This window comes from Streptomyces sp. NPDC041796, assembly GCF_055590785.1.
The window spans coordinates 17,374-37,972 of sequence record NZ_JBVJAH010000023.1; the positions used below are offsets into that span (position 1 = coordinate 17,374).

Genomic DNA, 20,599 nt, shown 5'->3' on the forward strand with positions numbered 1-20,599 from the left:
TTCCGAGAAGGGCGGATGCCGTGCGTCGGCATCTGCTTCAATGGTGGCATGGCCAGCCTTCAGGACACCGCGACGGGTCGCAGCGACCTCCAGCCGTTCTGGCCGTCCCGTCAGCACCACGATTTCGACCGGGTGTGTTGCCGCGCGACGAACGCGTCGGCCCTCTAACGCCTTTCGGCACTCGCTCGGCACTCCGCCTCGACCGCCCCGAACAGGCCTTCGGCCCACGCGCATGACGTGACGCACTCCCCGTCCCTTCGCGCGAAAGAGCTGACCTCATGGCGAACACCCGTACCCTCTCCGCCGTTTCCGCCGTCTCCCCCCTGCCCGCCCACACGGTTCCGGCTCCCCCGGCCCCGGCGCCGGGCCGGCACCGCCTTCGTGCCGTCGACGAACTCGACGAGGCCGCCGGCCGCCTTCCCGGCGGCGTCGACGTCGCCGAGTTCCTGCCGCCGGGCGCCACGTGGGTGCCCGCGCCACCGCACACCATCCCCTCGCTGCCGGGCCGGCCGCCGATGGTCGGCTACCTGGTCCTCGTACCGGCGGAGCAGCAGCTGCCCGGCCCGGAGGCCGCTGCGGACGGCGGGCCGGTGACGATCGACGGTGCCCGGCGCACCGCCCAGGTGGGCGGGCGGCCGCTGGACCTCACGTATCTGGAGTTCGAGTTGCTGTCGCACCTGGTGGCCCACCCCCACCGGGTGCACACTCGCGACCACTTGGTGACCACCGTGTGGGGGTACGGCCACGTGGGCGACGGGCGGACGGTCGACGTCCATGTCGCCCGGCTGCGGCGCAAGCTGGGGGCCGAGCACCGCCACACGATCCGGACCGTGCGGCGGGTCGGCTACACGTACGCGCCGTGAACCGCTAGGCGGCCGTCCGGGTCCGGGCCTTGGCCCGGGCCACCAGGCCGAGGGCCACGTCCACCGCCAGGAACACCAGCAGGCTGATGCCGAGCATGGGCACGAACCAGCCCACCAGCGCCGTCGCGGCGGCCAGCGGAAGGAGCAGCGTCACGGGCACCTTGCGCCAGGCGCCACGCGGCATGGGCCGGCCCACGCTCAGCTTCCGCTCCTTGGTGGGCCGGCGCAGCCACCACATCCGGTAGCCCCAGACGACGAGGAGGATCAGCGCCACCATGAGGGCGGCGAGCACGAGCTGGTTGGGGAGCCCGAAGAGGACACCCATGTGGGCGTCGATACCGAAGCGGGTCAGCTTGGCGAGGACGGGGTAGTCGGCGAACCGCAGTTCGTCGATGACCGTGCCGTCGGCCGGGTCGACCGCCACCGAGTCCAGGTGGACGGGGAACCGGGTGTCGGTCTCCTTGACGACGTAGCCCTTGCCCTCGGCCGGGAGGGTGACGGCGATCCTGCCGGTCACTCCGGCGTCGTGGGCGGCCGCGACCGCCTTGTCGATGCCGACGTCCGGGCCCTTGGGGGCCGGTGCGGTCTCGTGACCCGCGCCGTGGCCCTCGTGTCCGGTGTCACCACCGGCGGCCGCCCCGTCGAGGGTGGCGGAGACGGTGGGGGTGGCGCCGCCGAGCTGGGACTGTACGGCGTCGATGTTCTCGCCCGCGTACCGGGACCAGGTCAGGCCGGTGGCGGAGAGGATGACGAGGCCCGTCACGGCCCACAGGCCGACCGACCCGTGCCAGGAGAGGGTGCGGCGGCGGGACTTGGGGCCGCGCTCGGGGAGGATCAGGGCGCGCTTGGCGGTGCGCCTGCGGCCGATCCACAGCGCCACGCCGCCGAGGGCGACGACCCACATCCAGCTGGCGGCCATCTCGCTGTAGTTGCGGCCGGTCTCGCCGAGCTGGAGGTTCGCGTGGAACTCCGAGAGCCAGGTGCGCAGCGGGAGGGCGCCCGAACTGCCATAGCTGGGCAGGTCGCCCCGTACCTCGGCGGTGTACGGGTCGACGAAGACGGCGAGGGACTTGCCTTCCTCGACGGTCGGGCTGCTCATGAGTACGCGGGTGGTGGCACCGTCCTCCGGGGAGGGCCAGACGGCGGTCACCGTGCCGTCGGGGTGGGCCTTGCGGGCCGCGTCGACCTGCTCGGAGAGCGGCAGGACCCGGTCGCCGACCGGGACCTGGAGTTCATGGCGGTAGAGGACCTTCTCCGCCTGGAAGGAGAGGGCGTACAGCAGTCCGCTGGTCGCGGCGATCAGGAGGAGCGGGGCTATCAGGAGGCCCGCGTAGAAGTGGACGCGGAGGAGGAGGGGCCGCAGGGCGCTCCACGTCGATCCGGTTCCGGCGGGAGTGCTTTCCGCGGGAGTGACTTTCGCGGGGGTGGTTTCCGCGGGGGTGCTTTCCGCGGGGGTGTTCTCGGCTGTTCCGGCCGTCGTGCGGTCGTCAATGGCCATGACTGTCCTAGGAGTCGGTGTTGCTGCATGTCTGCAGGGGGAAGCAGCCCCCGGGTCAGACGTGCGCCGCTCCGGGGACCGTGGCGTGGGGTACGGGGAACGCGGGCGGGCCGCGCCGCGAGAGGGTGTGCGTGAGGACACGGCCGTGGTGGCGGCGGACGTCACCGGGCCGGGGGCGTGGCGCGCGCGGGGCGTCGGGCAGGCGTACGAGGGCGAGCAGCAGCCGCAGCGGGGTGAAGGCGAGGGCGGCGACGGCGAGGGCGAGGCGGAAGAAGGCGGCTTCGCCACGGGCCAGCCACAGCGCGCAGACGGCGGCGGCCAGCAGGTGGACGGCGACCATGCCGGCGGAGGCGCCACCGGTGATCCCCGCGAGAAGGTCGGCCACACCGCCGGACCCGCCCGACCCGACCGACCCGGCCGAACCGCCCGGTCCGGCCGTCATGGTGGTCCCGTGTGCCATGCCCGGCATCGGCATCGGCATCGGCTCCGGGGCCGTGCCCGGCACCGGCGTGTGGCCGTGGTGACCGCCGCCGCCCATGAACGTCAGGTGCAGCACGCCCTGCACGGCGAGGAGTCCCGTACCGATGAAAGCGGTCCCTCGGCGGCGGCCCGCCGCGAGCCAGGCCAGGCCACTGGTGACGCCGAAGGCCACGAGTAGCGAACCAGGCGGAACACCATGCGCAGACATGGACGAATGCCCCATCGCAGCCAATGTCACGCAAACCGCCGCGAAAAGCGCGGCGCGCAGGGTGCGCAAGGGCGACCGGACGTTCGTCATCGTGGCCACATGCTGCCACCTCGACGACGGGGACGGGAGACCGGCCGTTCTCCTGGGAGCAGAACCGCTGTTCGGAGAGGTGCCGGGCGAGGGAGGGTCGGATCATGAAACTACTGATGCTGGGTGGTACGGAGTTCGCCGGACGCGCCGTCGTGACGGCCGCGCTCGCCCGCGGCTGGGAGGTGACGGTCTTCCACCGTGGCCGCCACGAGCCGCCGGCCGGTGTCGTGTCGCTGCTGGGCGACCGCACCGCGCCGGACGGGCTCGCGGCGCTCGCCGCGGGCCGGTGGGACGTGGTCGTCGACACCTGGTCCTCGGACCCCACCGCGGTGGGGGACGCCGCGCGGCTGCTCGCCGACCGGGTCGGCCGGTATGTGTACGTCTCCAGCCGCAGCGTCTACGCGTGGCCGCCGGCGGCGGGGCTGGCGGAGGACGGCCCCCTGGTGGAGGCGTCGCCGGACGCCACCGGCGTGCCGTACGCGGAGGCCAAGCGGGGCGGGGAGCTGGCGGCGCTCGCCGCGTTCGGCGAGGAACGTGTCCTGCTGGGCCGCGCGGGGCTGATCATCGGCCCGTGGGAGAACGTCGGCCGCCTGCCCTGGTGGCTGAACCGGATCGCCCGCGGCGGCCCGGTGCTCGCCCCCGGTCCGCGTGACCTGCCGCTGCAGTACATCGACGTCCGCGACATGGCCGAGTGGCTGCTCGACGCGGCGGAGGCGGGGCTGTCCGGCCCGTACAACCTGGTGAGCCCGCCCGGGCACACCACCATGGGCGCGTTGCTCGACGCCTGTGTCCGTGCCACCGGCTCGGACGCGGACCTGCGGTGGACGGAGCCGGAAGCGATCCTCGGCGCGGGCATCGAGCCCTGGACGGGGCTGCCGGTCTGGACTCCGCGCGGTGAGCTGTACGACGCGATGCACACGGCTGATGTGTCCCGGGCGTTGGCGGCCGGGCTGCGGTGCCGCTCGGCGGCCGAGACGGTCGAGGACACCTGGGCGTGGCTGCGCGGGCTGGGCGGGGCGGCACCGCAGCGGGTGGACCGGCCGCGGCTGGGCGTCACGCCGGAGCAGGAGGCGAAGGTGCTCGGCTGACGTCACTCGCACCGGAGTGGTTCCGGCACATCGCGGCCGGGGCGAGGAATAGCGGTTCGCCCGCTTTGCGGACGTAGCATGCTACGAAATCAAGGGTCTGCTGAACGAGCCCCGGATCACGCCCGTATGGAACGGAGCGGTTCACCCCGCCCAGGATTGGAGTTCCATGCGACGCACAAGAAAACGCTCGACACTGGCCAACCGGGCGATCGCCGCCTCGGCTGCCCTGATACTGGGCGGCGGCGGGTTGATTGCGGCCAACGTCTACGCATCGGCCGGCGAAGGCTGGTCGGGCTGGTCCGGGTCACAGCAGCAGCAGAAGCCTTTGAACGCCGGACAGCAGATGTCGACCATCGATTGCCCCGAAGTCGTCAACGGCCTTTCCGAGGTGCCCGACCAGGCACGCGCCGAAGTGGACCGGGAACTGGCGAAGATGGATTCCCAGATCACCGAGGCGTACCAGCGGTTCGCCGATCAGAAGGAACAGATCGAGCAGGACCCGGCCTTTGCTCAGAATGCCATTCTCAATCCGTTGAAGGACAAACGGGTTGCTGCTATCGGCCGGATCGTGATCGCCATTGACCGGAACGGGCAGCGCCCGAATGGTCTGGAAGGCCTGGCGCCGTGCTCACTGCGCGCGGACGACGCCAACCAGGTGAAGGACGAGAACGGCGACGGCCAGGACGGCGGCGATCAGAACGGCGACGGCCAGAACGGGGACGGCCAGGACCAGGACGGCCAGAACCAGGACGGCCAGAACGGAGACGGCCAGAACGGAGACGGTCAGGACCAAGGACAGGACCAGGGCCAGGACCAGGGCCAGGGCCAGGGCGACCAGGGTCAGGGACAGGGCCAGGCGGGCAACGGGCCCGTGGCGTCCGACTTCGTCGACATCCAGAACGTCCAGCCCAACGTCCGTAACCCGCGCAATCAGAACGGCGCCTCGCGCGGCAGTTTCGTCACCGACTGCGGCCGGAACGAGAACGGCAAGTTCAACCCGGACAACGTCATCGTCGCGCCCGGTGTGAGCAACGGCGCCCACCACATGCACGACTACGTGGGCAACCAGGCCAATGACGCCTTCGCCAGTGACGACGATCTCGCCAATGGGCAGACCACCTGCCGGAACCAGGGCGACAAGTCCACCTACTTCTGGCCGGTATTGCGTCTGCAGAACGGCCAGAACGAGAACGACGCCAACGCGGACGGCGGCGGCAAGGACAAGAACGTCGGTGAGATCCTCACGCCCAGCCAGGTCACGATGAATTTCGTCGGCAGCCCGGTATCGCGCGTGACGGCCATGCCGAAGTTCCTCCGCATCATCACCGGTGACGCGAAGGCGTTCACCAATGGTGACGCGAACGCCAATGCGTCCTGGAGCTGCACCGGTTTCGAGGACCGGCAGCTGAAGGACAAGTACCCGATCTGCCCGCAGGGCAGCCAGGTCGTACGGACGTTCAAGTTCCAGAGCTGCTGGGACGGCCAGAACACCGACAGTGCGAATCACCGCACCCATGTCGCCTTCGCCGACCAGAACGGCGCCTGCCCGAATGGCTTCCAGGCGATTCCGCAGCTCGTCCAGCGGATCGTCTACGACGTTCCGCAGGGGTCCGTGTTCGCGGTGGACTCGTTCCCGGAGCAGCTTCACAAGCCGATCACCGACCACGGCGACTTCATCAACGTCTTCAACAACCGGCTGATGCAGCAGATGGTGAGCTGCATCAACGACGGACGCCGATGCGCCTGACCGGGTCCTGACCAGATCCTGACCGGCAACCGATGAGGGGCCGGACCACCGGGTGGTGGTCCGGCCCCTCGTTCCTGCGTGGTCAGCCCCCGTGGTGGGCCGGGTCTCCCGAGTGCTCCGAGTGGTCCCCTTCGCCGCCCCCGTGACCACCGCTGCCACCGCTACCGCCAGAGTGGTGTGACGCGCCGGTCTCCACCGCGCCGCCGAGCCGGTCGCGCAGCGCGGTCACCACCTTCTCCTCGCCGACGGCCACCCACTTGCGGCCGACCAGGTACGCGCCGCCGTAGTCGTTCGCCTCGTTGATCCATTCGCGCTGGCCGCGGTCGGTGGCGAAGGTGGCGAGCACGTACTTGCCGTCCTTCGTCTCGCAGTTGGCCTGGCGGATTTCCTTCGCATCCGTCTGGATGTTCGGCTTGCAGGTGACTTTCGCCGCCAGCTCCTCCAGGGAGCCCGTCGCGGTCTTCGGTGCGGCGTCGGGTTCGTCCCCGCCCGCGCCGCACGCCGCCGCGGCGGGCAGAGCCAGGGCCACCAGGGCGGCCGTCACCAACGCCAAACGAGTTCGTTCCGTACGCATCTCGCCATCGTGCCGGTTCGCACCCCTGTTCCGGGGACGAACGCCGAGTAACGTGCGACACGTACGCCACCTGATGTTCCGTCAGCATCGTGGAGGAGCACGCCCGTGACCGACCTGTCGAGACGAACCCTGCTGGGGACGGCCGGCGCCATCGGCGTGGGCGCCACGCTCGCCGGAGCGGCGCAGACGCCCGCCCTCGCCGAGGAGGACCGCATGGGACCGGCCCGTGACGCCCTGAGGCGGCTGCTGCCCGGTCACGCGGACCAGTTCGAGCTGAGGCACCTCAGAGGCGCACGGGACCGCTTCCGCGTCACCGGATCCACCGGCCGCGTCACGGTCGCCGCGACCGGCCCCGCCACGGCCCTCACGGGCGTCCACTGGTACCTGAAGTACGTGTGCGGGGCGCACATCTCCTGGTCCGGCACCCAGCTCGGCCTCCCGGCGCGCCTGCCCGCACCCCGGGAGCCGCTCGCCCACGAGGCCACCGTCCCGCACCGGTTCGCGTTCAACGACACGCACGACGGCTACACCGCCCCCTACGCCGACTGGGCGCGCTGGGAGCGGCTGATCGACGTCCTGGCCCTGCACGGGTGCAACGAGGTCCTCGTCACCGCCGGACAGGAAGCCGTCTACCACCGGCTGCTGCAGGACTTCGGCTACTCCGACGCCGAGGCCCGCGCCTGGCTGCCGGCGCCCTCCCACCAGCCCTGGTGGCTGCTGCAGAACATGAGCGCGTACGGCGGCCCGCTCGACCCCGGCCTGATCGCGCGCCGTGCCGCGCTCGCCCGTCGCGTCACCGACCGGCTGCGGGAGCTCGGTATGCACCCCGTCCTGCCGGGCTGGTTCGGCACCGTCCCCGACGGCTTCGCCGACCGCAATCCCGGCGCCCGCACGATCCCGCAGGGAACCTGGGCGGGCCTGAGGCGCCCCGACTGGCTCGACCCGCGCACCGAGGCCTTCGCCCGCGTCGCGGCGTCCTTCTACCGCCACCAGGCCGACCTCTTCGGCGACGTGCGGCACTTCAAGATGGACCTGCTCCACGAAGGCGGTTCGGCCGGGGACGTGCCCGTCGCCGAGGCCGCCCGCGCGGTGGAGGCGGCCCTCCGCAGGGAGCGCCCCGGCGCCACCTGGGTCATCCTCGGCTGGCAGGCCAACCCGCGCCGCGACCTGCTCGACGCGCTCGACAAGGCCCGCCTCCTGATCGTCGACGGGCTGTCCGACCTGGAGACGGTCACCGACCGCGAGAAGGACTGGGGTGGTGCCCCGTACGCCTTCGGCACCATCCCCAACTTCGGCGGCCGGACCACCATCGGCGCCAAGACCCACATGTGGACCGACCGCTTCACCGCCTGGCGCGACAAGCCCGGCTCCGCCCTCGCCGGGACGGCCTACATGCCGGAGGCCGCCGAACGCGACCCGGCCGCGCTGGAGCTGTTCTCGGAACTGGCCTGGCGGCGCGAGCCCGTGGACCGGACCCGCTGGTTCGAGGAGTACGCCGACCTGCGCTACGGCGGCCGGGACGCACACGCGCGTGAGGCCTTCGCGGTCCTCCGCGACACCGCGTACCGGATCACCAGCCGCGACGGCCGCCCCCACGACTCCGTCTTCGCCGCGCGGCCCGCCCTCACCGCCCATTCCGGCACCCACTACGCCACCCATTCACCCGCCTTCGACCCCGCCCTCTTCGACAAGGCGTTCGCCGCGCTGCTCGGCGTACGGGAACCGCTGCGCCGCTCCGACGCCTACCGTCACGACCTCACCGACCTGGGCCGCCAGGTCCTCGCCAACCGTTCCTGGCAGCTCATCGGCCAGCTCAGGACCGCGTTCACCGCCGAGGACCTGGACACGTTCCGTGCCCTGTCCCGGCTGTGGCTGAGGCTGATGCGGCTGAGCGACGACATGACGGGCTCCCACCACGCCTTCCTCCTCGGCCCCTGGCTCGCGGACGCCCGGCGCGAGGGACTGGAGCGCACCGCCCGCGTCCTCGTCACCACCTGGGCCGACCGCCCCACGGCCGACGCCGGCCGGCTCGCCAACTACGCCAACCGCGACTGGTCCGGCCTGATCGCCGACTTCCACCTCCCCCAGTGGCGGATGTACCTCGACGAGCTGGAGGACGCCCTGGCGCAGCACCGCGCGCCCAAGGCCTTCGACTGGTACGCGATCGAGGAACCCTGGACGCACGAGACGAAGACGTACCCGCTGCGGCCGTCGCACGACCCGTACCGGACCGCCCGGCGCGTGTACGAGACGCTCGCCCGCGCCCCCTTCCAGGGCGCCGTCACCGTCTCCAGCACCCCCGATGCCCTCCCGCCGGGCGCCGCCGCCGAGGTCACCGCCACCTTCCGGAACGTCAACGGGCTGCGCCCCACCGGCCCCGTGAGCCTCGCCCTCATCGGCTTCGGCGACCAGCCGCCGCTGAGCCTCCCGTCCGTCCCGGCGGCCGGTACGGGCACCGTCTCCTGGGGGATCTCCTCCCCCGCCGGTCCTCTGACCTCCCCCGTCGAGCCCGTCCCCTACGAGCTGCGCGCCACCTACGGCCCCCGGGGCGAGGCCCCGGTCACCAGCGTCCACCGGGGCGACCTGTACGTGGCCGGGGCCCTGGACCCGGCATGGCGTACCTACACCAACAACGGAGCCGTCTTCGGCCAGACCGGGGACCGGTACGCCATCAACGGCGGCGGACAGGACTTGTGGAAGGCGACCGCCGAATTCGGCACCCTGTACAAGGGCGGTGCTCTGAAGGACGGCGACACCCTGACCGTACGCATCGACGCGCAGGACGCGACGGGCCCCTGGGCGCGCGCCGGGATCGTCGTACGAAACTCCCTGGCCACGCCCGGAGCGCCCGGATTCCTCAATCTGGCGGTGACCCCGCTCAATGGCGTGGTCCTGTCGTACGACTCGACGGGCGACGGCACCCTGGACACGTACCGACGGATCGCCGGCCCCACGGCGCCGGTTCTGCTGCGCCTGTCCCGCGCGGGGGGCGGTTTCACCGGTTCCTGCTCGACGGACGGGGGCGCCACCTGGCGTACGGTCGCCACGGTCCGGGTTCCGGGCGCGGCGGCCGCGCAGGACGCGGGGCTGTTCATGACGGCCATGCACGGTGGCGGCGGGACGCGCGGGACGGCCGTGTTCAGCGGCGTGACCGGCTGGGGGGACACGGCCGGCAGGTGACCATCCCCGGATTCGCTCGTTCTGCTGAACGTGAGCACCCAGGAACTCGCCACCTCCTCCCCCGTCGACGTCGAGCAGGCCGAGGCGGCTCTCGTCGAGCACTACCCGCGGCTCGTACGGATCGCCTATCTGGTGCTGCCGCCGTCCCTCGGCCGCAACCGCCGCGTGCTGACCGCGCATTCGGTGGTGCAGCGCTCCCTGCCGCGCCGCCGCACGTCGGGCGACGACGGCGGGATGCCGGGGCAGCGGCGGCCGGAGGACGCGGTCGACCCGGGGTACGCGTTCGTACGCGTCCGGGTGCTGCGCCAGGCCCTGGAGGCGGGGCTGCCGCTGAGGCGGAAGGCGTGGCCCAAGCGGGCGCAGCTCCCGCCGCTGCTGCCCCAGGTGTGGGGGCTCAGGCTGTTCCCCCGCGCGGGCGGCGCCGACGAACTGGCGCTGGACCAGCGGCTCACGGCGCTGTCCGGGCCGGGCCGGGCCGCCTATGTGCTGCGGGGCCTGGAGCGGCAGGGAGACGCCGAGGTGCGGCGGGTGCTGGCGGCCGCCGGGGTCGAGGACCCGAAGGCGGCGCTGGCCGAGGCGGACCGGGTGGAGGTGCTCCACGGGCTGCTGGAGTCGCCCGAGTTCGACCCGTGTTCGTTGCAGGCCCGCCCCACGGACCTGATGCGGCGGCGCCAGCACGGCAAGGCGGCGCTGGCGGCGCTCGCGGCCGCCGTGGTGTGCGGGGCGCTGCTCGGGCTGCCGGGTGACGGCTGGGGTCCGGACGGGGCGGCCGCCCCGTCGTACGCGCGCAATCCGGTGTCGGAGGCGGCTCTGGACCCGGGCAATCTGCGGCGCGTCGCCCCGGCCGCCTGGCAGCGCTCGGCGCGGTTGGACTTCTCGGTGTGGCCCGCGCGGGGCGGTCTGGTCGACGACCGGGCGCTGCTGCGGCGGGCGCTGGCGGTGTGGGCGCGGCCGGGTGCCACGGTGCAGGCCTCGGCGACGCCGGGGACCCCGCCGGGGCCGCCGATGGGCCCGCCGCAGCTCTTGTTCGCCGGGGAGGTGGACCAGGCGCGGGTGGTGCTGTTCCACGACGGTTTGCGGGCGGTGCGGTACGCGGAGCCGAAGGACGGCACGGAGGGTGCGGCGCTGGACTTCGCCCGGACGGACGGCGCGGACGCGGCGTCGGCGCTCGCCCTGGTGGTGGGGCGTACGCACGCCAATGTGCGGTATCTGACGGCGCCGTGGGTACGGGAGGTGTCGGCGCGGGACCTGGTCCAGCCGATGGCCGGTGCGCGTCCGGTGGAGCGGGACGCGCACGGGGTCACACATGCGCTGCTCAGCCCGGTGGCGCCGAGCCAGTGCCGGGAGTGGGAGGTGCTGGAGGTGCGTGACGGCACGTCGACCCGGACGCTGACCGATCTCGGCGAGCTCGCCCCGGCCCGGCTGACGTCGGGCCCGCCGTCGGCGCCGGCCGATCCGGCGGAGGCGGGCGTCACGGCCCGGGCGGAGTGGGCGCGGACCGCGTGCCTGTTGCCGATGGTCCGTTCCAAGGGTGTCCGGTCGGTCAACTCCTGGCGGTTCGCCGAGCAGGACCTGCCGAGCGCCGCCGGTACGGCCACGTGGCTGTGCACACGCGCGGACACCTGGCGCGGTACGGGTGGCACGGTCCTGGCGCAGTTCCAGGCGCCGCCCGCGCGGGCGGGTGCGGTGGTGGCGAAGGCGGAGGGATCGCCGGCGTGCGGGACGCGGGAGCCGCGGGTACTGGCCGGTGCGCTGTGGCAGGCGTCGGGCGGGCAGTGGTACATGCTGGCGGCCGGGAGCCCGGGGGTGACGTCGGTCGCCGTGTCGGGCGGGGCGACGGGCGGGACGGACGACGGCCGGCTCCTCGCGGTGGAGCTGCCGGGCAAGCCGGGCAAGCAGGTCGAGCTGACCGGGCGGCTGGAGGACGGCACCGGAATCACGTCCCTGCGGTAGTGCCCGTGCCGAACATCCGGGTGCACGACCCTGTTGCCGACCGCGTACCCGTCAGTACATTGACGCCATGTCTAATACGCGGCCGGCGGCCATGGGCTCGGAGCGGATCGAGCTGAAGGCCCGGAAGGTCTCCTTCGACTGGGAGGAGACCCCGCTCCACTGGGTTCCCGGCGACCCGTTCACCACTCACACCATCAATGTGCTCCACCTGCTGCTGCCGGCCGGGGAGCGCTGGTTCGTCCACGTCTACCGGCAGGTGCTGCCGTACATCCGTGACGACCGGCTGCGCGAGGACGTCATCGGATTCATCGGCCAGGAGGCGATGCACTCCCAGGCCCACGACGACGTACTGCCCCATCTGAAGAGGCTCGGGCTCGACCCGACTCCGTACACCGCGCAGGTCGACTGGCTCTTCGAGAAGCTCCTCGGCGACAGGACGCTGCCGCCCGGCAGGGCCGGCCGGTGGTGGCTGATGGAACGGGTCGCGCTGATCGCGGCGATCGAGCACTACACGGCGTTCCTGGGCGACTGGGTCCTGAACGCCGAGGAGCTGGACCGGCGCGGCGCCGATCCGATGATGCTGGACCTGCTGCGCTGGCACGGCGCGGAGGAGGTCGAGCACCGGTCGGTCGCCTTCGAGCTGTTCATGCACGTGGACGGCGGTTACCGGCGGCGGGTACGGACCTGGGCGACGGCGTTCTCGGCGCTGGTGTTCCTGTGGCAGCGCGGGGCCCGGTTCTTCATGGAGAACGACCCGTCGCTGCCGCACGGCAAGGCTTCGGTGAAGGACTTCGTCAGCCGTGGCCGGCAGGGAGTGCTGCCGTCGACACCGGACATGCTGCGGTCCATCCCCCGCTATCTGAGCCGGACCTACCACCCCTCCCAGGAGGGCAGTACGGCCCAGGCGGTCGCCTACCTCGCCTCGTCCCCGGCCGCCGACGGAGGTCACTGACCCATGCCACGCGCGCGTACCGTCGTCCTCGCCGCGGGAGCGGCCCTGCTGGTGAGGCGTGCCGTGCGCCGCCGCATCCGGGCCGCCCCGCTGTGGCCGCTGCCGGCCCTGGAGGAGCCGATATCCGGGCAGGGCCGCCGTTCGTCCACGGCCCGGCGCCTCGTCCTGGTCACCGAGCGGTCCACCCCCGCCGAGGGGGTCGTCCGGCTGCGGCTGGAGGGCACGGGGCTGCCGTCCTGGGAGCCGGGCGCCCACCTGGACCTCGTCCTGCCGTCGGGGCTGGTACGGCAGTACTCGCTGTGCGGCGACCCGGCGGAGACCGACACCTACACCGTCGCGGCGCGGCTCGTCGAGGACGGGCGCGGCGGCTCGCGCGAGGTGCACGAACAGCTCCACGAGGGCACGGAGGTCGAGATCCGGGGGCCGCGGAACCGGTTCCCGCTCGTGGACTCCCCCGCGTACGTCTTCGTCGCGGGTGGCATCGGGATCACGCCGGTGCTGCCGATGGTGCGCGCGGTGCGGGCGGCTGGCGCGCACTGGCGGCTGCTGTACTGCGGGCGCAGCCGGGCGACGATGCCTTTCCTGGACGAGGTGGAGAAGCTGAGCGGCGACGTCACGGTCGTCCCGGAGGACGAGGCCGGTCTGCCGGACCTCGCCTTCCTCGCCGACGTCACCGAGGAGGCGGCCGTCTACTGCTGCGGTCCGGACGGGTTGATGGACGCAGTGGCGGAGCGGCTGCCGGAAGGAGCGCGGTTGCGCCTGGAACGCTTCACACCGGCGGCCTCCGTCCCCGGCCGCGCGTTCGAGGTGGAGCTGCGGCGGTCCGGGCGGACGGTCACGGTGGCGGCGGACCAGTCGGTGCTGGCGGCCGTCCGCGCCGAGGTGCCGCATGTGTCGTACTCGTGCGAGCAGGGCTTCTGCGGAACGTGCCAACAGCGGGTGGTGGAGGGCGAGGTCGACCACCGGGACGACCTGCTGACGGACGACGAGCGGCACGACACGATGCTGATCTGTGTCTCGCGCTGCCGTGGCGAGCGGCTGGTGCTGGACCTGTAGCTACGGCAGCAGCAGCCAGTCGGCGGCCAGGGCGGCGAGGAGGCCGGCGCCGAGGATCCAGGTGCCCAGGCGGGTGCGGCCGTTGCGGCTGAGTTCGATGACGACGCCGCACAGGATCATGGCCAGTCCGTAGACGCCGACCACGAGCACGGAGGTACGGCTGGCCAGTCGGAGCACCAGGACGACCGCCATCGCCACCAGCAGGACGGATGCCGCGGCGATCCGCAGGCGCCGGGCCTGGCGCGGCGTGAGGCCGGTGCGCGGTGCCGGGGTCTCGGGGTCGGAGATGCTCATGTTCGGCAGCGTAGCGAATCGTGTATCGGCCACTGTTCGAAGGGCGGTCGGTGGCGAACGTTAGGCTGTTCGCATGACGACCGGGGCGCGACGCAGGATGGGCGTCGAGGAGCGCAGGCAGCAGCTGATCGGGGTGGCGCTGGAGCTGTTCAGCCACCGCTCCCCCGACGAGGTGTCGATCGACGAGATCGCTGCCGCCGCGGGCATCTCCCGGCCGCTGGTCTACCACTACTTCCCGGGAAAGCAGAGCCTGTACGAGGCGGCGCTGCGGCGCGCGGCGGACGAGTTGGCCGGCCGGTTCGTGGAGCCGCGCCAAGGCCCGCTGGGGGCGCGGCTGCTGCGGGTGATGAGGCGGTTCTTCGACTTCGTGGAAGGGCACGGGCCGGGGTTCTCGGCACTGATGCGCGGCGGTCCGGCGGTCGGCTCCACGACGACGAACGCGATGATCGACGAGGTGCGGCAGGCCGCGTACGAGCAGATCCTCGCCCACCTCGGAGTCACGGAGCCCTCGGCCCGTCTGGAGCTGGTCGTCCGGTCCTGGGTGTCGCTCGCCGAGTCGACGGCGCTGCTGTGGCTGGAGGGGCGCCGAATACCGCGGGCGGAGCTGGAGTTGCAGCTGGTGCACGACTTCGCGGCGCTGGCCGCGGTGAGCGCGGCGTACGACGACGAGATGGCCGCGCTGCTCCTGCACATGCTCGCCGACGAGCCGGTCGACGGGCCGTTCGGCGAGCTGGTCGACCGGCTGGGCACGCTGCTGCCCAAGGTCCCGGCCGTGACGGCGCAGACCCCCGTCTAGGGCGGCGTCAGCCCGCGCGGTAGGAGGGGTCGAGGTCGCGCACCTCGGCCGAGACGTGCAGCACCCGGCCCTCGGCGGGCGTGATGTGCCGCGGTACGAGCGCGACGACGGCCTCCGTGAGCCGCGCCTTGGCCTCGTCGCCGCGCCCGGCCAGCAGGTCGATGCCGACGTGGACCAGGGCGTCGTCGGCCGTGCCGTCGCCGATCACGGTGTCCTCCACGCGGCGCGTGCGCGTCTTGCAGGCCGCGAGGCGGGCGGCGACCGTCTCGACGACGAGGGGGTGCAGGGCCCGTGCGAAGCCCTGGCGGTCGAAGTCCTCGTCGAGGGAGGCGGAGTAGTCGACGGTGATCTGCGGCATGGGTACGGCTCCTGGTGGTACGGCTGTCCCGGTCACCATAGAGCGGGGCGCCCCGGTCCGGCACAGGTGTCCGAACCGTGGCGCCCCGCCCGTCGTTCCTACCGCTGGGTGAACACCGCCACCGTGCGGGCCGGGACCGTGAAGGTACCGGTGGCCGCCTCGTACGAGGACGCCTTCACCGTGGTGTCGGAGCCGTTCGCCTGGACCGGGTGGAGGGCGTGGTCCGTGCCGGACAGGGCGGCGACGGTCTGCGTCTGCTCCTCGGGCGTGGCGTTGAAGACCACGACCAGGTCACCGAGGCGCATGGTGATCACACCGGGTGTCTCGTCCTTGCCGGAGAGCGGGAAGGACAGCGCGGCCTGGACCTCGTCGGCCGTGGAAAGGCTGAAGGCCTTCTCCGTCGTACGGAGCTTCAGCAGGTCCCGGTAGGCGGCGGAGGCGCCGGTGATCTGCGGGCAGCCGACCGTGAGGGACGGGGAGGTCAGCAGCGGCTTGCCGAAGGACCACTTGTCCTTGTTGTCGGCCGCCGGCGGCAGGCCGCGCCCGAAGCCGTTGCCGGCCCGGCAGTCCCAGTTGAGGACGTTGAACCAGTCGCCGCTGTCGTAGGAGTTGCGGTCCAGCGACTTGGAGCGCAGCAGGTCGCTGCCCGCCTGGGAGAGCGCCGGGCCCTGGGAGAGCGCGGCGGTCGCCATGGCGAGGACCTGCATCCTGGCCCGGTCGTCGGGGGACGTCGCCGCCGGGAGCTTGAAGGCGAGCGCGTCGTACAGGGTCTCGTTGTCGTGGGCGTCCGCGTAGGCGAGGGCGTCGCCGGGGGCGGCGGCGTAGCCGGCGGGGGCGCCGTTGTAGTCGACTTCGGAGCCCTTGACCTTCTTCCCCGAGGTGTCGGTGAACGCGTAGGAGGCGAGGTTGCCGGACAGCCCGACCTTGATCAGGTCCTGGTAGTGCAGGAGGCGGGCCTTCTGCTCGGCGGGGGTGCCGTTCGCCTTCGAGGTGTTGGGGTCGGTGAACAGGCCGGAGGCGAAGCCCTGGACGCCGGGGTCGGCGTCGAAGGGGCCGCCGCCGCGCACGGCGTCACGGGCCCGGTCGGAGAAGGTCGCGATGCCGGTGCCGGCCATGTTCTTCTGGGTGGCCTGGACGAAGCGGGCGTCGTCGGCGATCTCGCCGAAGTTCCAGCCCTCGCCGTACAGGATGATCTTCTTGCCGTCGACGCCGTCCTTCTCGACGGTCAGCGCGTCGAGGGCCTTCCTGACCTCCAGCATGTTGGCCTTGGGGTGGTGGCCCATGAGGTCGAAGCGGAAGCCGTCGACCTTGTACTCCTTCGCCCAGGTGACGACCGAGTCGACGACGAGCTTGCCCATCATGGTGTTCTCGGGCGCGGTGTTGGCGCAGCAGGTGGAGGTGGCGACGGTGCCGTCGGGCAGCAGGCGCTGGTAGTAGCCGGGGACGATCTTGTCGAGGACCGACTTGTCGGCCTGGCCGCTCGCCACGGTGTGGTTGTAGACCACGTCCATGACGGTGCGCAGCCCGGCCCCGTTGAGACCCTGGACCATCTGCCGGAACTCGACCGTGCGGCGCGTGCCGTCCGGGTCGGAGGCGTAGGAGCCTTCGGGGACGGTGTAGTGCAGCGGGTCGTAGCCCCAGTTGAACGCGTCCTTGGCGGCGGCCTTGGACACGCACGCCTGCTGCTCGTCGGAGTCGGGGGCGTACGCCTTCAGGTCGCAGTCGGGGGTGGCCTGAGCGGACTTCTTCTCGGGGATGGTGCCGATGTCGAAGACGGGCAGCAGGTGCACGTACGAGGTGCCGCTGCCGGCCAGCTTCTTCAGGTGCTTCATGCCGTCCGACGTGGTGTCGGTGAAGGCGAGGTAGCCGCCCGGGTGCTTGGAGGTGCGGTCCGCGATCGAGAAGTCGCGGACGTGCAGTTCCTGGATCTGCGCGTCCCGCAGCGGGGTGGCGGCCGGCTTCTTCAGGGAGGTCCAGCCCTTGGGGGCGAGCTTCGGGTCGGTGAGGTCGGTGACCAGGCTGCGGGCGGAGTCGGCGGTGAGGGCGGTGGAGTAGGGGTCGGTGACCTTGTTGGTGACGACCTTCTGGACGGTGGGCGCCCAGACCTTCACCACGTACCGGTACGGCTTGTTCTTCCAGCTCTTGTTGCCGGTGACCGACCAGATGCCGGTCGTCGCGTCACGCTTCATCGCCACGCGCCGGCCGTCGAGGTCGAGGGCGACGCTCTGGGCGGTGGGCGCCCAGAGGGAGAGGGTGGGCGTGCCGTCGCGGAAGAACGGGCCGAGCGCCTTCTGCCGGGCCTTGGTGCCATACAGGTCGTCGAGGACGCCCGGGATCTGGACGCCGGTGGCGGCGAGCAGGGCGCCGTTGGCGGCGCGGTGGGTGGCGATCAGCTGACCGCGCAGGGCCTCACGCACCCCGTCGCGGTCGCGCGGGTCGAGGCTGAAGGCCGGGTAGTCCTTGAGGTGCGGGTACTTCGCCTTCTGCGCGTCGGTGAGCGTGCCCGGGTTCAGGCGCAGCCAGCGGCCCTCGTCGGAGAGGGCGCCACCGGGGGCGGTGATGGAGCCGGCCCTGTCGTACACGAGCTGGGTGCTGGTGCCGGGGGTGGCCTTCGTCTTCCAGACGACGGTGTCGGCGTCGATCCACTGGGCCTCGGCCTTGGTGAGGTCGAGGGCGGGTGCGGCGCCGGTGGTGGGCAGCAGATAGCCGGTGTCTCCGGTGAGGAGCCAGATCTCCTTGCCGTACGTGCCGAAGTCGAGGGACCGGTCGGCGGGGATGTCCTTCTCGTCGCCCTTGTGGACGATGTAGGAGAGGGACGTGGCTCCGGCGGCGAGCGGTACTTCGAAGGTGAGGCCGAAGGCGTCCTTCTTCACGGGCTGGAGCGGCTTGGACCAGTCGGTGGGGGTGGCGGCGCCGGTCCAGGTGTGCAGGCCCCAGCCGTCGTACGCGCCGTCGGGGCGGTGGTAGTGGATGACGGCCTTGCCCTGGTCCTGCGGCGGGTAGGCGCCGTCGGGTGCCTTGTTCTGCTGGGCGTCGGAGCCCTGCTTGATCCACACCTCGCCGGTGGCGGCGAGGTCGAGGGTGCGCTGGGGGCCGTCGGCGGTGCCGTTCTTCTCGACGGTGTACGGGACGGACGTGGCGCCGTCCTCGACCTTGACCCAGGCGAAGGCGCCGTAGGCGTCACGGCCGGTGAAGGCGGCGGTGGTGGACCCCGTCCTGAGCTGCCAGCCGTCGTAGTCGCCGTCGGGGCGCTGGTAGTGGATGACGGCGTAGTCGCGGTCGACGGCGCTGGGCTTGCCCGGCTTCGGTGCCTGCCCGGCGGTGGTGGCGGCGAGGGCACTGGCGGTGCGGCCGGTGCTGTCGATGACGACGGCCTTGTAGCGCAGGGCCGTTCCCTCGGGGGCGGTGACGGTGTGGGTGACCTTGTACGGGGCGTGGTCGGCCGAACCGAGGGTCTGCCACTTCCCGTTGCCGGTCTGGGCGGCGAAGACGACGCGGTTCAGGCTGCCGCCGTCGACGTCCGCGGTGACCTCGACGGTGCCGGTGGCGCCGGCGGCCGGGGCCTTGAGCGTGAGAGTGGGGGCGGTGGCCGGAGCCGGGACGGGCTTGCCGGCCCTGAGGACCACGGAGGACAGGGCGGGCACGGTCAGCTTCAGCTTGTCGCCGCCGGTCGTGACGGTGCCGGTGCCGCCGTACAGGTAGCGGAACGCGGTGTCCGGGGAGTCGGTGGTCAGCTCCACGGTCTTGGGGGCGGTGGCGTTGTTGACGGCGACGACGTACTCGGTGCGCGCCTTGGCGTCCGTGCGGGAGAAGGCGTACACGCCCTGGCCGGTGTCGGCGTGCCGCTCGGTCTGGATGCCGTCACGGAGGGCGGGGTGGGCCTTGGTGAGCCGGGAGAGGGCGGCGATGGAGCGGTAGAGCGGATGCCCGGGGTCGTACGCGGCGGTGGCGTGCGTGCGGTCGGTGCCGAGCTGGTCGTCGTCGAGGTAGTCGGCGGTCTTCGACGCGAACAGGGTCTGGCGGGCGTCCTTGTCGCCGCCGGCACCGGTGTAGCCCTGCTCGTCGCCGTAGTAGACGACCGGGTTGCCTCGGCTGAGGAACATCAGCTCGTTGGCGAGCCGGTAGCGCTTGAGGAGTTCCTCGTCGCCGGCCTGGGCGTTGTCCTGCTTCAGGAAGGTGCCGAAGCGGCCCATGTCGTGGTTGCCGAGGAAGGGCACCGACTCGTAGGCGTTGGCCTTGTCGGTGGTGTAGCGGTAGTCCTGGGCGAACAGCTCGGAGAGCTTGGTGGCGGGACCGCCCTGGGAGGCGTACCGGCGGGCGGCGTCCTGGAAGGGGAAGTCCAGGGTGGCGTCGAGCCTGCCCTGGGTGACGTACGGGGCGGTGACGGACGGGTCGGCGGAGTACACCTCACCGAACATGAAGAAGTCGTCCCGGCCGCGCTTCGCGGCGTACGCGTCGAGGGCGGTGGCCCACTGGGTCCAGAACTCCGCGTTGACGTGCTTGACGGTGTCGATGCGGAAGCCGTCGATGTCGAAGTCGCGCACCCAGCGCTGGTAGATCTTCTCCATGCCGTCGACGACCTCGGGACGCTCGGTCCACAGGTCGTCCAGGCCGGCGAAGTCGCCCTGCGTGGAGGACTCTCCGGCGAAGGTCGAGTCGCCCCGGTTGTGGTACATCGTGGGGTCGTTGAGCCAGGAGGGAACCTTGAGGTTCTTCTTGGCGTCCGGGACGACCGGGGTGCGCGGGAAGGAGTCGCGGTCGGTCTTCGGGAACGGCTTGGTGCCGTCGGCGTAGTCGGCGTCGTCGAAGGGGACGCCGTCCTTGGTGAGGTAGGGGAAGGCGCCCTTGGAGAGGTAGTTGTAGGACTTCTCCTTGTAGTCGACGACGTCGGCGGTGTGGTTGGTGATGACGTCGAAGAAGACCTTCATGCCCTTGGCGTGGGCCTTGTCGATGAGCTTCTCGAGGTCGGCGTTGGTGCCGAAGTGGGGGTCCACCTGGGTGAAGTCGGTGATCCAGTAGCCGTGGTAGCCGGCCGAGGCGTCCTTGCCCTCGCCCTGGACGGGCTGGTTCTTGAAGATCGGCGCCATCCAGATGGCGGTGGTGCCGAGGCCCTTGATGTAGTCGAGCTTCTCGGTGAGCCCCTTGAGGTCGCCGCCCTGGTAGAACCCCTTGTCGGTGGGGTCGTAGCCGGTGGTGAGGCGGGTCCCGGTCAGTCCGCCGCGGTCGTTGCCCGGGTCGCCGTTGGCGAACCGGTCGGGCAGCACGAAGTAGAACTGCTCGCGGGTCAGGTCGTGCCGGGCGGGCTCACCCGCGAGTGCCTTGTCGGACGGCGGGGCGGGGGGCGTGGGCGCGGCGGTCGCCGGCAGGGCCGGAACGAGGGCCGCGACCGTCGCCGCCGCGAGGGCGGCCGCCGTTCTGCGCGTGACGCGCGAGGCGCGCTGGACGCGCGGCAGGGATCGGGG

General features: G+C 72.0%; 14 protein-coding genes. 8 read left to right on the forward strand and 6 right to left on the reverse strand.

Annotated features, from left to right (window positions below; all coding sequences use genetic code 11):
• Positions 1-278 precede the first annotated feature (278 nt).
• The gene (locus tag ACZ6C1_RS32585; RefSeq protein WP_469245956.1) at positions 279-863 is read left to right on the forward strand and encodes a winged helix-turn-helix domain-containing protein; all 585 of its coding nucleotides are present in this window, start codon (positions 279-281) and stop codon (positions 861-863) included.
• Positions 864-867: 4 nt separating this feature from the next.
• Here the strand turns inward: ACZ6C1_RS32585 and ACZ6C1_RS32590 are convergent, their stop codons facing one another.
• Both ACZ6C1_RS32590 and ACZ6C1_RS32595 read right to left on the reverse strand, forming a co-directional pair.
• Positions 868-2,361, reverse strand: a complete 1,494-nt coding sequence (locus ACZ6C1_RS32590; protein WP_469245957.1) for a PepSY-associated TM helix domain-containing protein — start codon at positions 2,359-2,361, stop codon at positions 868-870.
• Positions 2,362-2,416: 55 nt separating this feature from the next.
• Positions 2,417-3,049: a hypothetical protein gene (locus tag ACZ6C1_RS32595; RefSeq protein ID WP_469245958.1), complete on the reverse strand. Its 633-nt coding sequence runs from the start codon at positions 3,047-3,049 to the stop codon at positions 2,417-2,419.
• A 194-nt stretch (positions 3,050-3,243) separates the two neighbouring features.
• Between ACZ6C1_RS32595 and ACZ6C1_RS32600 the strand changes: the two genes are divergently transcribed.
• Both ACZ6C1_RS32600 and ACZ6C1_RS32605 read left to right on the forward strand, forming a co-directional pair.
• Positions 3,244-4,227 carry an NAD-dependent epimerase/dehydratase family protein gene (locus tag ACZ6C1_RS32600; RefSeq protein WP_469245959.1) on the forward strand — a complete coding sequence of 328 codons (984 nt, stop codon included), beginning with the start codon at positions 3,244-3,246 and terminating at the stop codon, positions 4,225-4,227.
• Positions 4,228-4,393: 166 nt separating this feature from the next.
• Positions 4,394-5,974: a DUF1996 domain-containing protein gene (locus ACZ6C1_RS32605; RefSeq protein ID WP_469245960.1), complete on the forward strand. Its 1,581-nt coding sequence runs from the start codon at positions 4,394-4,396 to the stop codon at positions 5,972-5,974.
• An 82-nt stretch (positions 5,975-6,056) separates the two neighbouring features.
• Here the strand turns inward: ACZ6C1_RS32605 and ACZ6C1_RS32610 are convergent, their stop codons facing one another.
• Complete coding sequence (locus ACZ6C1_RS32610; protein ID WP_469245961.1) at positions 6,057-6,548, reverse strand: hypothetical protein; 492 nt, start codon at positions 6,546-6,548, stop codon at positions 6,057-6,059.
• 105 nt (positions 6,549-6,653) lie between these two features.
• Between ACZ6C1_RS32610 and ACZ6C1_RS32615 the strand changes: the two genes are divergently transcribed.
• The 4 genes from ACZ6C1_RS32615 to ACZ6C1_RS32630 all read left to right on the forward strand — a co-directional run bounded on the left by ACZ6C1_RS32615 (position 6,654) and on the right by ACZ6C1_RS32630 (position 13,689).
• Positions 6,654-9,728 (forward strand): alpha-N-acetylglucosaminidase, encoded by a 3,075-nt coding sequence (locus ACZ6C1_RS32615; RefSeq protein ID WP_469245963.1) that lies wholly within the window; start codon positions 6,654-6,656, stop codon positions 9,726-9,728.
• Between the two features lie 21 nt (positions 9,729-9,749).
• Positions 9,750-11,681 (forward strand): hypothetical protein, encoded by a 1,932-nt coding sequence (locus ACZ6C1_RS32620; protein ID WP_469246072.1) that lies wholly within the window; start codon positions 9,750-9,752, stop codon positions 11,679-11,681.
• Between the two features lie 67 nt (positions 11,682-11,748).
• A complete protein-coding gene (locus ACZ6C1_RS32625; RefSeq protein WP_469245965.1) occupies positions 11,749-12,633 on the forward strand; it encodes a metal-dependent hydrolase in 885 nt (294 codons plus the stop codon).
• 3 nt (positions 12,634-12,636) lie between these two features.
• Positions 12,637-13,689: a PDR/VanB family oxidoreductase gene (locus ACZ6C1_RS32630; RefSeq protein ID WP_469245967.1), complete on the forward strand. Its 1,053-nt coding sequence runs from the start codon at positions 12,637-12,639 to the stop codon at positions 13,687-13,689.
• Here the strand turns inward: ACZ6C1_RS32630 and ACZ6C1_RS32635 are convergent, their stop codons facing one another.
• Entirely contained in the window at positions 13,690-13,983 is a 294-nt protein-coding gene (locus tag ACZ6C1_RS32635; RefSeq protein ID WP_469245969.1) for a hypothetical protein, read from the reverse strand.
• A 73-nt stretch (positions 13,984-14,056) separates the two neighbouring features.
• Here ACZ6C1_RS32635 and ACZ6C1_RS32640 point away from each other — a divergent pair, with 73 nt between their 5' ends.
• On the forward strand, positions 14,057-14,779 hold the full coding sequence (locus ACZ6C1_RS32640; protein ID WP_469245971.1) for a TetR/AcrR family transcriptional regulator: 723 nt from the start codon (positions 14,057-14,059) through the stop codon (positions 14,777-14,779).
• Positions 14,780-14,786: 7 nt separating this feature from the next.
• On the opposite strand, the gene ACZ6C1_RS32645 is transcribed toward ACZ6C1_RS32640, so the two are convergent.
• Together ACZ6C1_RS32645 and pulA are read right to left on the reverse strand one after the other, a co-directional pair.
• Positions 14,787-15,137 (reverse strand): 5-carboxymethyl-2-hydroxymuconate Delta-isomerase, encoded by a 351-nt coding sequence (locus ACZ6C1_RS32645; RefSeq protein WP_469245973.1) that lies wholly within the window; start codon positions 15,135-15,137, stop codon positions 14,787-14,789.
• A gap of 98 nt (positions 15,138-15,235) precedes the next feature.
• Complete coding sequence (gene pulA, locus ACZ6C1_RS32650) at positions 15,236-20,590, reverse strand: pullulanase-type alpha-1,6-glucosidase (RefSeq protein WP_469246074.1); 5,355 nt, start codon at positions 20,588-20,590, stop codon at positions 15,236-15,238.
• Between the last annotated feature and the right edge of the window lie 9 nt (positions 20,591-20,599).